The sequence below is a fragment of the Rahnella sp. Larv3_ips genome (assembly GCF_003697865.1).
GTDB classification, from domain to species: domain Bacteria; phylum Pseudomonadota; class Gammaproteobacteria; order Enterobacterales; family Enterobacteriaceae; genus Rahnella; species Rahnella rivi.
Map to the genome: position 1 here is coordinate 401,490 of NZ_MJIB01000021.1, position 15,073 is coordinate 416,562.

Annotated in this window: 12 protein-coding genes; 6 read left to right on the plus strand and 6 right to left on the minus strand. The window is 55.0% G+C overall.

The annotated features are described in order from the left end of the window. The first annotated feature begins 100 nt into the window (after positions 1 to 100). From ED901_RS21355 to ED901_RS21365, 3 genes are all read left to right on the plus strand, one after another. On the plus strand, positions 101 to 2,014 hold the full coding sequence (locus tag ED901_RS21355; protein ID WP_056775864.1) for a PTS mannitol transporter subunit IICBA: 1,914 nt from the start codon (positions 101 to 103) through the stop codon (positions 2,012 to 2,014). 122 nt (positions 2,015 to 2,136) lie between these two features. Next, positions 2,137 to 3,285 carry a mannitol-1-phosphate 5-dehydrogenase gene (locus ED901_RS21360; protein WP_122097155.1) on the plus strand — a complete coding sequence of 383 codons (1,149 nt, stop codon included), beginning with the start codon at positions 2,137 to 2,139 and terminating at the stop codon, positions 3,283 to 3,285. A gap of 136 nt (positions 3,286 to 3,421) precedes the next feature. Continuing rightward, on the plus strand, positions 3,422 to 3,970 hold the full coding sequence (locus ED901_RS21365; RefSeq protein WP_056775860.1) for an MltR family transcriptional regulator: 549 nt from the start codon (positions 3,422 to 3,424) through the stop codon (positions 3,968 to 3,970). 5 nt (positions 3,971 to 3,975) lie between these two features. On the opposite strand, the gene ED901_RS21370 is transcribed toward ED901_RS21365, so the two are convergent. Next, positions 3,976 to 4,584, minus strand: coding sequence for a LysE family translocator (locus tag ED901_RS21370; protein ID WP_122097578.1), 609 nt, complete (start codon positions 4,582 to 4,584; stop codon positions 3,976 to 3,978). A gap of 144 nt (positions 4,585 to 4,728) precedes the next feature. Here ED901_RS21370 and ED901_RS21375 point away from each other — a divergent pair, with 144 nt between their 5' ends. Then, positions 4,729 to 6,222, plus strand: a complete 1,494-nt coding sequence (locus ED901_RS21375; RefSeq protein WP_122097156.1) for a PLP-dependent aminotransferase family protein — start codon at positions 4,729 to 4,731, stop codon at positions 6,220 to 6,222. Here the strand turns inward: ED901_RS21375 and ED901_RS21380 are convergent. After that, on the minus strand, positions 6,191 to 6,613 hold the full coding sequence (locus tag ED901_RS21380) for a hypothetical protein (protein ID WP_122097157.1): 423 nt from the start codon (positions 6,611 to 6,613) through the stop codon (positions 6,191 to 6,193). The two genes, ED901_RS21375 and ED901_RS21380, sit on opposite strands and share 32 nt — an antisense overlap. A 165-nt stretch (positions 6,614 to 6,778) precedes the next feature. Between ED901_RS21380 and ED901_RS21385 the strand changes: the two genes are divergently transcribed. Further along, the gene (locus ED901_RS21385) at positions 6,779 to 7,138 is read left to right on the plus strand and encodes a YibL family ribosome-associated protein (protein ID WP_056775854.1); all 360 of its coding nucleotides are present in this window, start codon (positions 6,779 to 6,781) and stop codon (positions 7,136 to 7,138) included. 43 nt (positions 7,139 to 7,181) lie between these two features. Here the strand turns inward: ED901_RS21385 and yiiM are convergent, their stop codons facing one another. The 4 genes from yiiM to fdhD form a co-directional block, all read right to left on the minus strand. Then, positions 7,182 to 7,862, minus strand: a complete 681-nt coding sequence (gene yiiM, locus ED901_RS21390; protein WP_056775851.1) for a 6-hydroxyaminopurine reductase — start codon at positions 7,860 to 7,862, stop codon at positions 7,182 to 7,184. A 115-nt stretch (positions 7,863 to 7,977) separates the two neighbouring features. Then, positions 7,978 to 9,921 (minus strand): methyl-accepting chemotaxis protein, encoded by a 1,944-nt coding sequence (locus ED901_RS21395; RefSeq protein ID WP_056775850.1) that lies wholly within the window; start codon positions 9,919 to 9,921, stop codon positions 7,978 to 7,980. 277 nt (positions 9,922 to 10,198) lie between these two features. Continuing rightward, the gene (sodA, locus tag ED901_RS21400) at positions 10,199 to 10,819 is read right to left on the minus strand and encodes a superoxide dismutase [Mn] (protein WP_056775847.1); all 621 of its coding nucleotides are present in this window, start codon (positions 10,817 to 10,819) and stop codon (positions 10,199 to 10,201) included. A gap of 208 nt (positions 10,820 to 11,027) precedes the next feature. Continuing rightward, on the minus strand, positions 11,028 to 11,870 hold the full coding sequence (gene fdhD / locus ED901_RS21405; RefSeq protein WP_122097158.1) for a formate dehydrogenase accessory sulfurtransferase FdhD: 843 nt from the start codon (positions 11,868 to 11,870) through the stop codon (positions 11,028 to 11,030). A gap of 145 nt (positions 11,871 to 12,015) precedes the next feature. On the opposite strand from fdhD, the gene fdnG reads away from it, so the two are divergent. Beyond that, positions 12,016 to 15,063, plus strand: coding sequence for a formate dehydrogenase-N subunit alpha (gene fdnG / locus ED901_RS21410; protein WP_122097159.1), 3,048 nt, complete (start codon positions 12,016 to 12,018; stop codon positions 15,061 to 15,063). The last annotated feature ends 10 nt before the right edge of the window (positions 15,064 to 15,073 follow it).

Consider the following 15,073-nt stretch of genomic DNA (forward strand, 5'->3'; position numbering starts at 1 on the left):
GATTTTTAAAGCAGTGGCACAAAAACCGAATTAACCGTCACCGATAATTAACTGATATCACGCGCTCTATTGTCAGCGCGTATCAATAGGGGTGCGTTTTATGTTTTCACCAGACGTTAAGATCAAAGTTCAAAACTTTGGTCGCTTCCTGAGTAACATGGTAATGCCCAACATCGGCGCGTTTATCGCCTGGGGTATCATTACGGCTCTGTTCATTCCAACCGGCTGGATCCCAAATGAGACGCTAGCGAAACTGGTTGGCCCGATGATCACTTATCTCCTGCCACTGCTCATCGGTTACACCGGTGGTCGTCTGGTCGGTGGTGATCGCGGTGGTGTGGTCGGTGCTATCACCGTGATGGGTGTGATCGTCGGTGCGGATATGCCGATGTTCCTCGGTGCGATGATTGGTGGCCCGCTGGGCGGCTGGTGTATCAAACGCTTTGACCGTTGGGTTGACGGTAAAATCAAAAGCGGCTTTGAGATGCTGGTTAACAACTTCTCAGCCGGTATTATCGGTATGCTGCTGGCAATCCTCGCCTTCCTGGCGATCGGTCCGCTGGTAGAAGCTCTCTCTAAAGTGTTGGCTGCAGGCGTGCACATCATGGTTATTCATAACCTGTTGCCACTGGCCTCTATCTTTGTTGAACCGGCGAAAATTCTGTTCCTCAACAACGCCATCAACCACGGTATCTTCTCTCCGCTGGGTATCCAGCAGGCGACTGAAACCGGTAAATCTATCTTCTTCCTGATCGAAGCGAACCCAGGTCCGGGTATGGGCGTCCTGATGGCGTACATGTTCTTCGGTCGTGGCAGCGCGAAGCAATCTGCTGGCGGCGCGGCAATCATCCACTTCCTGGGTGGTATCCACGAAATTTATTTCCCATACGTTCTGATGAATCCACGTCTGCTGCTGGCGGTTATCCTGGGCGGTATGACTGGCGTGTTCACCCTGACGCTGCTGAACGGCGGTCTTGTTTCTCCGGCATCTCCGGGTTCTATCCTGGCGGTTCTGGCGATGACGCCAAAAGGCGCGTACTTCGCCAACATCGCGGCTATCGTGGCAGCCTTTGCGGTATCCTTCGTGGTTTCTGCGCTGCTGCTGAAAACCACTAAAGCGAAAGACGGTGACGATCTGGACGAAGCGACCCGTCGCATGCAGGACATGAAAGCAGAATCTAAAGGCGGCAAACCTTCAGCGACTGGTGTAGCGGGCGACCTGTCTACCGTGCGTAAAATCATCGTAGCCTGTGACGCCGGTATGGGTTCCAGCGCAATGGGTGCCGGTGTGCTGCGCAAAAAAGTGCAGGATGCGGGGCTGACCAATATCAGCGTCACCAACAGCGCCATCAACAATTTACCTGATGACGTGGATCTGGTGATTACCCACCGTGACCTGACTGAACGCGCTATGCGTCAGGTGCCGCACGCTCAGCACATTTCGCTGACCAACTTCCTCGACAGCGGCCTGTACACTGATCTGACTTCCCGTCTGGTGGAAGTGAACAAAGCCAGCCAGTACAAAGAGAAAGTGACCACCACGCTCGGCGACAGCATCGTGGCTGACCATGACAACGAAAACCTGTTCCGCATGAGCGAAAGCAACATCTTCCTCGGCCTGCAGGCGACCACAAAAGAAGAAGCGATTCGCTTTGCCGGTGAGCAACTGGTGAAAGGCGGGTATGTTCAGGCAGAATATGTTGAAGCGATGCTGGCCCGTGAGCAGCTGACCTCCACGTATCTGGGCGAATCTATCGCGGTACCACACGGCACCATCGAAGCGAAAGATCGCGTACTGAAAACCGGCATCGTGTTCTGCCAGTATCCGGCGGGTATCCGCTGGGGCGATGATGAAGATGATGCCGCGCGTCTGGTTATCGGTATCGCTGCACGCAATAATGAGCACATCAACGTGATCACCAAACTGACCACTGCGCTCGACGAAGATGGCGTCATCGACCGTCTGGCAAACACCACCAGCGTTGACGAAGTGCTGAGCATTCTGCGCGGTTAAGCCTTAAGTAAAAGCAGTCACAGAGCGTCACTCAGCGGGTCTTACGAGACCCGCTTGTTGATTCGGAGCCGGGCGGCTCCCCAGCTTTACCTACTTATAGCCCCCGATTTGAAGGAAATATTATGAAAGCACTACATTTTGGCGCAGGTAACATTGGCCGCGGTTTTATCGGTAAATTGCTGGCAGATGCCGGTATCGAACTGACCTTTGCCGATGTCAGCCCCGTGCTGCTGGACGCGCTGAACAGCCGTAAAGGTTATGACGTACACGTGGTCGGCGAGCAGGCTACCGTTGAGACGGTCAGCAACGTCAGCGCAGTCAACAGCGCCGGCCAGGAGGCGATTAATCTGATCGCTGAAGTTGATCTGATGACCACCGCCGTCGGCCCGACCGTGCTGGAAAAAATCGCGCCAAACGTCGCCAAAGGTCTGGTGCTGCGTCACCAGCAGGGCAACGAAAAGCCGCTGAACATCATCGCCTGTGAAAACATGGTGCGCGGTACCAGCCAGTTCAAACAGCACGTCTTCAATGCGTTGCCGGAAGAAGAAAAAGCCTGGGTGGAAGCGCATATCGGCTTTGTCGATTCCGCTGTAGACCGCATCGTTCCGCCAGCCGCAGCCGGCACCACCGATCCGCTGGAAGTGACGGTGGAAACCTTCAGCGAATGGATTGTCGATAAAACCCAGTTCAAAGGTGCATTGCCGGACATCGGCGGTATGGAACTGACCGACAACCTGATGGCGTTCGTCGAACGTAAATTATTCACGCTCAACACCGGGCATGCCATCACCGCATACCTCGGTCAGCAGGCAGGCCATGCGACGATTCGTGATGCTATTCTGGATGAGAAAGTGCGTCTGATTGTGCGCGGTGCAATGGAAGAAAGCGGTGAAGTGCTGATCCGCCGTTACGGTTTTGACCCGGAAAAACACTTCGCTTACATCGAAAAAATTCTGACTCGTTTTGAAAACCCGTACCTGCATGATGACGTGGAGCGCGTTGGCCGTCAGCCACTGCGTAAACTGAGCGCGGGCGATCGTCTGATCAAACCGTTGCTGGGCACGCAGGAATATCGCCTGCCGCACAATAATCTGGTTATCGGGATTGCCGCTGCGATGCGTTACCGCAGTGAGCAGGATCCGCAGGCGAAAGAGCTGACCGAATTGCTGGAGAAAGTGGGGCCGAAAGCTGCCCTTGCTCAGATTTCCGGGCTGCCGGAAGAGGGCGAAGTGGTCGCCGAAGCAGTAAAAATCTACGAATCCATGCACTAACACTGCGTTCGTTTTGATTTCGCCAATACCAGGCAAAGAAAGCCCTGTCGGGCAGGCAGTGACTGCCCGACATGTGCGTTTCAGGGATGACGCCAAGGGCGTTAAAAGTATCCGTTCTTTATCGCAAGAAAGCCCAATGGAAAAAGCTCAGGCATTTGAAAACCGTGTTCTTGAGAAGCTCAATGCGGGTAAAACCGTACGCAGCTTTTTGATGACCTCCGTAGAGTTGCTGGCCGAAGCGCTGGATATTCTGGTGGTGCAGGTTTTCCGTAAGGACGATTACGCGGTGAAATACGCCGTTGAACCCCTGCTGACCGGCACCGGTCCGCTGGGCGATCTCTCCGTGCGTCTTAAACTGATTTACGCGCTGGGGGTGATCAGCCGTCATGAGTATGAAGATGCGGAATTACTGATGGCGCTGCGTGAAGAACTGAATTACGACGGCGAAGAGTACCGTTTTACCGATGATGAAATACTCGGTCCGTTTGGGGAATTGCACTGTGTGACGGAACTGCCGCCCGCCCCCACGTTCCTGAAACCGGGCGAAGCCGACGAATCGCTGATCGCCATGCAACGCCAGCGTTACCAGCAAATCGTCCGCTCAACCATGGTGCTTTCTGTCACCGGGCTTATCGCCCATATCAGTAATCAGCAGCCCTCAAGACTTTCGCCCGTTCAGAAGTAATTTCCTCAGATCATGGCATGGCGCACTTCGCCCACCAGCAACCACAGCGCGGTTAAGGCCATCATGCCGCCCATGATCGTATTGAACATTTTCAGCTTCCATTCCACGCGTAACGCCTGACGTAACCTGTCACCCATCACCACCCACACCAGAATGCACGGCAGATTGATCAGCGCGAAGCCGACACAAATCAACAGCGTATGATGCAGCATATTGCCGTCCGGCGGCGTGAACAGAATCGCCACGTTGGTTGCCATCAGCCAGGCCTTCGGGTTCACCGCCTGAAATAACGCGCCGCTGAGCAGGTTCATCGGCTGTTGTTTTTCGCCTTCTTTTGGCGAACCTGAACGGTAAATTTTCCACGACAGCCAGAAAAGATAGGCGCAACCCACGGCCGCCATCGGCAGGCGTACCGCGTTCATCCAGCTGAGTAAGATCGCCAGCATGGAGGTCATCAGCGCGCACTGCACCACGCAGCCCAGCGTGATACCGACCATCATGGGCACGCTGCGACGCAGCCCGAAATTCACCCCGGAGGCCGCCAGCAACAGATTGTTAGGGCCGGGCGTAATAGACATCACGGTGACGTAACTGACAAAAGCGGTATCGATCATTTTATATTCCTGCATCCCCTGTTTTCCAGATAACCAGAGTAAACAGTGAACAGCAAAGGTAACAGAGCCAGAAATACGCTATTGTCAGGGTTACAGATTGCATAAATACACACTGTGCCCATCACTTTTCACGGAACTGACACCATGACTGACACCGCGGATTTCAGCGATACCCGTTACAACCAGCTGGCGGAACAACTGGCGGACGCCATCCGCCGTGGCACGCTCGCACCGGGCAGCCGTTTGCCTTCCGTGCGGCGCAGCGCGCAAACCTGGTCGGTCAGTATTAATACGGTGGTTGCGGCATACCGGCGGCTGGAAGATCGCGGGTTTATCGAGGCGAGGCCGCAGTCCGGATTCTATGTTCGCGCCGCGTTGCCGGGGCTGAACCCTGCGCCGCACGTGCAGCCGCAGACGCCTGCCGCCGAACCGGCAGATGAAGTGCTGGATTTGATCGACAAAGTGTTCGCCGCGCAAATTGACCCGACGTACACCAATCTTTCGCTGGCCTGTCCGCAGTCCAATGACTTTTATCCTGGCGGAAAACTGGGGCGCATTATGTCGTCTTTGCTGCGCCGTCAGCCCAATCTGATCGGCCAATATGCCCTGCCGCCGGGGCATCCGCCGCTGCGACAGCAAATTGCCCGCCGTGCGCTGACGCTGGGCATGATATTAGAACCGACCGACATCACCATTACCCACGGCTGTATGGAAGCGTTACAGCTGGCGCTGCGCGTCACCACCAAACCGGGTGACAGCGTGGGGCTGGAAACGCCGACCTATTTTTATTTGCTGCCATTGCTTGCCAGCCTCGGGCTGAAAGCGGTGGAAATTCCGACCGATCCGCAAACGGGCCTTTCGCTGGATGTCCTCGACATGCTGCTCACCGAAAAGCGCCTGAACGCGGTGATCGCCATGCCGACGGCGCAAAATCCGCTGGGCTTTACCATGCCGCTCGCCGCGAAAAAACGGCTGGCGCGGATGATGAACGATCATCAGGTACCGCTGATAGAAGACGGGTTATACGCGGAAATTCAGTTCGGCGCGACGCTCTCTCCGGCGGTGAAATCCTTCGATCACGATGGCTGGATCCTGTTCTGCACCAGTTTTACGAAAACCCTGGCGCCGGATTTTCGTATCGGCTGGATGGAAGGCGGGCGTTTCGCCGCGAAGCTGCATAAGCTGAAAGCGGTGTCGTCGATGGCTGAATCTGCGCTGCTCTCGCAAACGCTGACGGCATTTCTCGAATCCGGCGGTTACGACCATCACCTGCGCGCCTTACGCCGGCGCTATGCCTCACAGGTCGAGCAGGCACGCGCGCTGATTGCTCAGCATTTCCCACAGGGAACGCGTGCGACGCAACCGTCGGGCGGTTTTGTTATTTGGGTGGATTTCCCGCCTGGCGTGAATTGCGTAACCTTATTCCGCCAACTGCTGGAAGATAAAATCTGCATGACGCCGGGGCAACTCTATTCGCCGAGCGGGCGTTATATCAACGGCCTGCGCTTATCCTGCTGCTATGTCTTCGACACACGTTATATTTCGGCGATGATCCGCATTGGTCAGCGCGCCTGTGAGATGTGCGGTTTGCCGCCGGGGCTGGAAGTCACAGGAACGGATTCATTCCCTGATAAATAATATTAATTTTTGAAAAACTGATGTTTCCGGGATGGATCAGTTCTTCAACGCTGCTTCCGGCAGAAACAGGATGTCCGGTTAAATGGGGATCGCTGTTGAAGGTAAAGAGGAAGCAGAACTTAGCGCTTTCGCGGTATTTAGCTTCGCCGAGAAACAGTTGCTGAAACGCTTTCTCGGCATTGAAGGCATGTATGCTACGCACAAGATAGATACCCGGTTTGGCCGCGACGCCGCGCCGGTCATAATTTGGCCGGGCCATAAAACAACGGCTGTTGATAATCTGGGGGAAGGTTTGCGCAGACGTGTAATGAATATAAAGCGGTTTTCCATTGAACATGCCGTTGTTTAAATGCATTTCCAGACGGTGATCGCGGCTGAATGTTGGGTTCATGATGTCTCTTTCCATGAGGGAGAATAATGGCGCACACCTTAATCTGATATGCCGATGCAAACATCCTGAAAGTATTAAGAGGAAAATGTATGCCCCACAAATCGAGCATCTCGCGCATCGGGCTGTTACACTTACCCCAATTGTTCACTACACGAATTGGTCACCATGAAAGAAATTGAAAAAGCCGAGATCAAGCGTCTCAGCGACATGCTTGATGCACTGAATCACAAAGACCCGGCCGTTATTCAGCAGGGGAATTCTGAGCTGATCGCCAAACATGAAGAAGAGAAAGAAAAGCTGGCCGCCGAGATTGCGCGTCTGAAAGATGTGCGTGTGAAAAAACTCAGCACCGAAGCGCAGAAACTGGAAAAGCTGTTCAGCCGTGAAATCACCAAGAAAGAACAGGCTGATATGGGCACGCTGAAGAAAACCGTACGCGGTATCGTGGTGGTTCACCCGATGACTGCACTGGGCCGCGAAATGGGCCTGAAAGTCGTGACCGGTTTCGCCAAAAAAGAATTTTAATGTCACGCCAACCCTCCCCCTTCACAGGGGAGGGTGCTATAACTCACTTCCCTTGCGCACCAAACAATCTGCGTCCAAAATCCTCAATCTTGCGATTAATCAGCCGCATTTGCATCGTTTTGCTCCAGCTGGCCGAAATCCCCGCAGCAGACATCAGACGACGATACTGTTCTTCATCGAACGGCATAGAAAATGCGATGGAAATCGCTTCAGCGACCGACACCTCGCTGTTGCGGGTCATCAGTTCCAGAGGCCTGTCGCCACTGACGTTTCCGGTTGCCACGACGCGATACAACCAGCCGCAGCGGCCGCTGTCTTGCAGTAACGGCGACAGATTTTTGCAGTCGAAAAAATGGTTCAGCTTGTAGCAGGGCGAGCGGGGTTGCGTAACCTGAATCAGCGCGTCGCCCCAGCGAAAAATATCGCCGATAAAGACATTTTCTTCCGTCATGCCCAGCGTGGAAAGGTTCTCGCCGAACGCGGGCGGATGAAAGCGCTCTTCATCCTCGGGAAATTGCTGACGCAGCCAGGCGTAATGCTCGCGGGGAAAGTGGCACAGCGCGCGGTCAGTGCCCCCGTGGTAAGACGTTTCAGCCTGCTGATCGCCTTCCAGACCCAGCGACGTTAATGCCATGCCGCCGTTGACCTGACGTTTGGCAATCGCGCTGGGGGAATAGCCGGGATACTGCTCAATAGCACCAATATAAACGTCGGGATAATGCATAAGGTCTCCGCCACTCATCAGTCGTTGAGCTCAGCATAACCTGCATTAGAGGGTGTGAGTAGGAAGAATCATCCGGCGCGTTGTCGGGGAGACGCACGCCGGATGAAAGGGAATATCAGAACGTTTCCCAGTTTTCCTGGCTGGATTTATTCTGCACTGGCGGTAACGTCGGGCGGCGCAGGGCATTGGCGGCAGGTGCGTGCTGCATGTTGCGGTTATCAGCGAGACGGAATACGGATACCGCCTGCGTCAACGTGGCAGCCTGATCTTCGAGCGAATCGGCGGCGGCAGAGGATTGCTCAACCAGCGCGGCGTTCTGCTGGGTGGTGCTGTCCATCTCGACAATCGCCTGTGATATCTGCGCGATACCCCGGCTTTGCTCGTCAGACGCCGAGGCAATCTCACCCATGATATCGCGCACGTGAGAAACCGATTTCACGATGTCCTGCATGGTGCGGCCGGTGTTTTCCACCAGCTTCGCGCCGGTATTCACACGCTCAACCGACTCAGCAATCAGCCCTTCAATTTCCTTCGCGGCCTGCGCACTGCGTTGTGCCAGCGTACGGACTTCAGAAGCCACGACCGAGAATCCGCGCCCCTGCTCTCCGGCGCGCGCAGCTTCTACTGCGGCGTTCAGCGCAAGAATGTTGGTCTGGAAGGCAATACCGTTGATGACCGACGTAATTTCGGCAATGCGCTTAGAACTGCCGGAAATCTGCTGCATGGTATCGACCACGTCGCTGACCTGTTTGCCGCCGAGCGTGGCGGTCCCGGACGCTTCACTGGCGAGTTTGCTGGCGTGATGGGCGTTATCGGCATTCTGTTTCACCGTTGCGCTTAGCTGTTCCATACTGGCTGCCGTTTCTTCCACGGCGGCTGCCTGTTGTTCCGTACGGGAAGACAAATCGGTATTCCCCGCCGCGATTTCTGCGGCAGCATGGGAAACCTGCGTCACACCCGAGCGGATCTCATAAATCATGGTGCTGAGATTCTGGCTCATCGCCGACACCGCATTCATCAGCATACCCAGTTCGTCGCGGCGCGCCGTCGGATGGGCTGCCGTCAAATCGCCCTTGGCAATCAGCTCGGCGGTCTTCAGCGTATCGCGCAGCGGCTGGGTGATCTGGCGGGTAATGCGCCATGCGATCAGAATACCGGCCAGCAGAACGACGAGCGTGATCACCATCATCATCATTTGTGCGCGGCTGATATCGAGGTGCGTGTTCGCCAGTTCATTTTTGAAGATTTTTGCCACCAGCGTATTCATCTCACTGGCTTTGACTGACAGCAACTGCGAGTTTTTCTGCTCATCTTCATACGCGGGCATATAAGCGACGACGTGGCTTTTATAATTCGCCAGCGCACTCATCAGCGGAGCCAGAGTGGCCTGCTGGTTGGGCAGTAACAGGGCATTCAGTTTTTTGGCATTTGCCTGGGTTTCATCAATGGCTTTGAGCAGCGTGGCTTCGGATTCTTTATCCATGTTCAGCAGCAGGCCGCGCACGTAATAACGCACGCTGATAAGCTTCTGAACCACTTCCGCCAGAGACAGACGGATTGACGGATCGGCATCTTCCACGCGCAACTGATCCTGTAAACGTGTTACCACGGCTTCGGTTTCGGAAAGATTCCAGCTGGCACGCACGGCGTCTTTTCTGTCAACGGCCTGTTTAAAGGCGTTTTGTGCCTGCTGATATTCGCGGATTTTTACCGGTACCTGATCGAGATTTGCCTGGCTGGTGGCGTCCCATTCAAGCTTGCCTTTTGACTGAGCGATCAGCTGCGAAAGTGCGTCGATTTTCTCCTGATTTTGCTGGAGATACGTCGGTTCATATTTCAGCTGATACAGCGTACGGCTCAGGCGGGCGTCATTCAGTAACGCATTCATCTGATTACTGAAATCCACTTTTTCAGCGCGCTGGCTGATGTCATTTAATTTGACCATGCCCGCCACGGTGATCACGGCGGCGATCACTAACACTAACCCAAACCCCAGACCCAGTTTCGTACCGACTCTGAGATTATTCATCCACTGCGAAAGACCCGTGCCGTTACCCATAATCGTTCTCCGTAAAACATCCCTGCCAAAGTTGGCGGTTTTGTTACGCCTTTGTGAAGAATCTATCGGTAGGCTTGGCGGTAAACTTTATAGGATCTGCGGTGTATTTTTGATTAATGCGGGCGATGTCTGAAAAGGGAGAAAACCAGGCGGATAATTCGCTGTAAAACAGTGATCAGAGTAACGTTTTTAGCAGAATAAGCAGGGCATAAAAAAGGCGGGTCACAGACCCGCCATTGGCGAAAACATCGTGCCCGTTAAGGGCGGCAGGGCGAAATTACTTCGCTTCAGCCAGACGTTTTGCAGCTTCGTCCCAGTTCACCACATCCCAGAAAGCTTTGATGTAGTCAGGGCGTTTGTTCTGATATTTCAGGTAGTAAGCGTGTTCCCAAACGTCCAGACCCAGCAGCGGGTAACCGGATGCGCCGGAAACGGCTTCGCCCATCAGCGGGCTGTCCTGGTTAGCAGTTGAAACAACGGCCAGTTTGCCGTCTTTCAGAACCAGCCACGCCCAGCCTGAGCCGAAACGAGTGGTTGCTGCTTTTTCAAACGTTTCTTTGAAAGCGTCAACGCTGCCGAAATCGCGTTCGATAGCAGATTTCAGTTCGCCCTGCAGGGTGGTGCCGGTTTTCAGGCCTTTCCAGAACAGGCTGTGGTTAGCGTGGCCACCTGCGTTGTTACGCAGTGCAACTTTCTTATCCGCAGGGACTTTGTCCAGGTTTGCGATCAGCTCTTCAACAGAAAGTTTTGCCAGTTCTGGCAGGCTTTCCAGTGCAGCGTTCGCGTTGTTCACGTAAGCCTGGTGGTGTTTAGAGTGATGGATTTCCATCGTCTCTTTGTCGAAATGCGGCTCGAGTGCGTCGTATGCGTAAGGCAGTGATGGCAGTGAATAACTCATGTTCATCGTCTCCATAGTGTAGGGCGGCACCGTCATTGTGAGCACCGCGTAATCAGTCGGATCATTATAGTTAATTAAATGATATTGAAAATGATTATCTATGCTCCACCCTTTGTACGGGTACTCGTAAGCGCCTGTTATACGGGGCTTAGAACCAGATAACCGCAAACAATCCTAAATTGTCTAAAGGCACGGTGTGCTTAAAGCGTTAACGCAGTCTTTGCGGATGCGTATACACCGTCGCCCGGCCCGGTTTGCTGAAACCGACCAGCGTCAGGTGACATTTTTCGGCGACTTCGACCGCGAGCGTGGTGGCGGCGGAGACGGCGAACAGAATTTCGATGCCGCACATCGCGGCTTTCTGCACCATTTCATAGCTGGCGCGGCTGGAAACCAGCGCCGCGCCGGATGTCCAGTCATTCTGTTTTGCGCGCATACCCAGCATTTTATCCAGCGCCACGTGACGACCCACGTCTTCACAGCCACCCAGTAATTCGCCCTGCGAGGTTATCCACGCGGCAGCGTGGGTACAGCCGGTCAGCTGGCCGATTTCCTGCACGGATTTCAGCTGATTCAGCGCGTTATCCAGATTCGCCAGCGCAAAGGTCTGGGTAAACGGCAGCGGCGCGAGCGGGCGGAACAAATCGCCCAGTTGTTCGATGCCGCAAACGCCGCAGCCGGTGCGCCCCGCCATGGCGCGACGGCGCTCTTTCAGCCCGGCGAAACGGCGGCTCGATAACTCGATATTCACTTCTATACCGTTACAGGTGGGTGTCACTTCCATCCCGTAAATGTCACCGGGGGATTCAATGATCCCTTCTGACAGCGAAAAGCCCAGCGCAAAGGCTTCCAGATCTTTTGGCGAGGCCATCATCACCACGTGCGAGATGCCGTTATAGACCAGCGCAACGGGCACTTCCTGAGCAATCCAGTCATCTTTGGGCTCATCAAGATGTGCGCGCTGCATCACCGTTTTTTGGCTCGCTCCGATGATCTGAGTCACTTTTTTATCATCTTTTTTGCCCAGTTCGTTTACTTGATGGACATCCATTAGCAATAACCTTATAAACATTCCGGCTACATAAGCCGTACAAACTGTCAGGACTTTAGGCCTTAATTTTACCGCTTACGCCACTGCGGCGGAAAGCGGCAATTTGAAAAGCAATGTGTTAACAAATGATGGGAAGGAGTCTTTCATGCAAGTCAGCAGAAGACAATTATTCAAAATATGTGCGGGCGGTATGGCCGGCACAACAGCGGCATTATTGGGGTTTGCCCCGACAATCGCGCTGGCGGAAACCCGCCAATATAAACTGCTTCGCTCGCGTGAAACCCGCAACAACTGCACCTACTGTTCAGTCGGTTGCGGGATGCTGATTTACAGCCAGGGCGACGGCGCGAAAAACGTCACTGAAAATATCTTCCACGTAGAGGGTGACGCCGATCATCCGGTCAGTCGTGGCTCCTTGTGCCCGAAAGGCGCAGGCGTGCTGGATTACATCCACAGCGAAGGCCGTCTGAGGTATCCCGAATATCGCGCGCCCGGTTCTGATAAATGGCAGCGCATCTCATGGGATGAGGCGATTTCCCGTATCGCCCGCCTGATGAAAGATGACCGCGACGCCAACTTCGTCGAGAAAAATGACAATAACGTCACGGTTAACCGCTGGCTGACCACCGGCATGCTCTGTTCGTCTGCGGCCAGTAACGAAACCGGCCTGCTGGATCAGAAATTCACCCGCGCGCTGGGCATGGTGGCGATCGACTGCCAGGCGCGTCTGTGCCACGGCCCGACCGTTGCAGCGTTAGCGCCAAGCTTTGGTCGCGGTGCGATGACCAACAACTGGGTCGATATCAAAAACGCCAACGTCATTCTGATTATGGGCGGAAACGCCGCAGAAGCGCACCCGGTCGGGTTCAAATGGGTGATTGAGGCGAAAACCAAAAATAACGCCAAAGTCATCGTCGTCGATCCGCGTTTCAACCGCAGCGCCGCCGTGGCCGATATCTATGCGCCGATCCGCGCCGGGTCGGACACCGCGTTCCTGCTGGGTATGATCAACTACCTGATCACGCACAATAAAATTCAGACCGAATACGTCCGTGAATACACCAACGCCAGCCTGCTGGTGCGTGAAGACTATGAATTTAACGACGGGCTGTTCAGTGGATTTGATGCGGCGAAAAAATCCTACAACAAAGAAAGCTGGCATTATCAGCTCGATGAGAAAGGCTTCGCGAAACAAGACAAAACCCTGCAGGACCCTCGCTGTGTCTGGAATCTGCTGAAAGAGCACGTTTCCCGCTACACCCCCGAACTGGTGGAGCGTCTGTGCGGCACCTCGAAAGAAGATTTTCTGCTGATCAGTTCCATTCTGGCGGAAACCTGCGCGCGCGATAAAACCTCGACCATTCTGTATGCACTGGGCTGGACGCACCACACCGGCGGCGCGCAAATCATCCGTTGTGCGGCGATGATCCAGTTGCTGCTCGGCAACATTGGTATGCCGGGCGGCGGCGTCAATGCGCTGCGCGGTCACTCCAATATTCAGGGCTACACCGACCTCGGTTTGCTGTCGCTGAACCTGCCGGGCTACATGCCTCTGCCGTCAGAAAAACAGACCAATTTCACCGATTACCTGCAACAGATCACGCCAGCGCCGCTGGTGGACGGGCAGGTCAATTTCTGGAAAAACACGCCGAACTTCTTCGTCAGTATGATGAAAAGCTTCTGGGGCGATCACGCCACGGCAGAGAACGACTGGGGCTTTGACTGGCTGCCGAAATGGGACAAAAGCTACGACGTGATGCAGCAAGCCGAGCTGATGACGCAAGGCAAACTGAACGGTTATATCGTGCAGGGCTTCAACCCGCTGGCCGCGTTCCCGGACAAAAACAAATCCTCGCGTGCGCTCTCAAAACTGAAATACATGGTGGTGATCGACCCGCTGGTGACGGAATCCTCCAACTTCTGGCAAAACCACGGCGCAATGAACGACGTGCAGACCGCCGATATTCAGACCGAAGTGTTCCGCCTGCCGTCTTCCTGTTTCGCCGAAGAAAACGGCTCGATCGTGAACTCCGGCCGCTGGCTGCAATGGCACTTCCAGGCGTCTGAGCCGCCGGGTGAAGCGCTGCACGACGGCAAAATCATCGCGCGCCTGTTCATGAAACTGCGCGAGCTGTACCGGCAGGAAGGCGGTGCCAATCCGCTGCCGGTGATGAATATGGCGTGGGATTATCAGGATCCGCTCGACCCGCTGCCGGAAGAAATTGCCCGCGAAGCCAACGGCAAAGCGCTGGCCGATATCCATGACGATCAGGGCAATGTGCTGGCGAAAAAAGGCCAGCAGATTTCGACCTTTGCGCATCTGAAAAACGACGGCAGCACCGCCAGTTTCTGCTGGATTTACGCCGGCAGCTGGACCGAAGCCGGTAACCAGATGGCGCGCCGCGATAACGCCGATCCTTCCGGCCTGGGCTGTACGTCCGGCTGGGCGTGGTGCTGGCCGCTCAACCGCCGCATTCTGTATAACCGCGCCTCCGCCGACCCGCAGGGGCAGCCGTGGGATCCAAAACGCGAAATCATCCGCTGGGATGGCGCGAAGTGGATTGGTTTTGACGTGCCGGATTACAGCGCCGCTGCGCCCGGTTCCGGCGTCGGACCGTTCATCATGCAACAGGAAGGCGTCGGGCGTTTATTCGCCACCGACAAAATGGCTGACGGCCCGTTCCCTGAGCATTACGAACCGATCGAATCGCCGATTGGCACTAACCCGCTGCATCCTTCGGTGATTTCGAATCCGGTGGCGCGTATTTTTGCCAGCGATCTGCCGAATATGGGCACCGCCAAAGATTTCCCGTATGTGGCGACCACCTATTCGATCACCGAATTGTTCCGCCACTGGACCAAACACGCGTTGCTGAATGCCATCGCGCAGCCTGAGCAGTTTATCGAGATCGGCGAAGGTCTGGCCGCCTCGAAAGGCATTGCGCAGGGCGACGAGGTGAAAGTCTCCTCGAAGCGCGGATTCATTGTGGCGAAAGCCGTGGTGACCAAACGCATCCGGCCTCTGACCATCGACGGCAAGCACGTCGATACCATTGGCATTCCTTGCCACTGGGGTTTTGAAGGCGCGACGCGTAAGGGCTATTTAGCCAACACGCTGACGCCGTCAGTCGGTGACGCTAACTCGCAAACGCCGGAGTTCAAGGCGTTCCTGGTTAACGTGGAAAAGGTCTAACGGAGGCGAA

Bases quoted from the DNA above. Each gene is read 5' to 3' on its own strand.
- fdhD (WP_122097158.1), bottom strand. From the start codon at position 11,870: ATGGATGTCCATCAAGTAAACGAACTGGGCAAAAAAGATGATAAAAAA.
- ED901_RS21385 (WP_056775854.1), top strand. From the start codon at position 6,779: ATGAAAGAAATTGAAAAAGCCGAGATCAAGCGTCTCAGCGACATGCTT.
- sodA (WP_056775847.1), bottom strand. From the start codon at position 10,819: ATGAGTTATTCACTGCCATCACTGCCTTACGCATACGACGCACTCGAG.
- ED901_RS21365 (WP_056775860.1), top strand. From the start codon at position 3,422: ATGGAAAAAGCTCAGGCATTTGAAAACCGTGTTCTTGAGAAGCTCAAT.
- ED901_RS21380 (WP_122097157.1), bottom strand. From the start codon at position 6,613: ATGAACCCAACATTCAGCCGCGATCACCGTCTGGAAATGCATTTAAAC.
- ED901_RS21370 (WP_122097578.1), bottom strand. From the start codon at position 4,584: ATGATCGATACCGCTTTTGTCAGTTACGTCACCGTGATGTCTATTACG.
- fdnG (WP_122097159.1), top strand. From the start codon at position 12,016: ATGCAAGTCAGCAGAAGACAATTATTCAAAATATGTGCGGGCGGTATG.
- yiiM (WP_056775851.1), bottom strand. From the start codon at position 7,862: ATGCATTATCCCGACGTTTATATTGGTGCTATTGAGCAGTATCCCGGC.
- ED901_RS21395 (WP_056775850.1), bottom strand. From the start codon at position 9,921: ATGGGTAACGGCACGGGTCTTTCGCAGTGGATGAATAATCTCAGAGTC.
- ED901_RS21355 (WP_056775864.1), top strand. From the start codon at position 101: ATGTTTTCACCAGACGTTAAGATCAAAGTTCAAAACTTTGGTCGCTTC.
- ED901_RS21360 (WP_122097155.1), top strand. From the start codon at position 2,137: ATGAAAGCACTACATTTTGGCGCAGGTAACATTGGCCGCGGTTTTATC.
- ED901_RS21375 (WP_122097156.1), top strand. From the start codon at position 4,729: ATGACTGACACCGCGGATTTCAGCGATACCCGTTACAACCAGCTGGCG.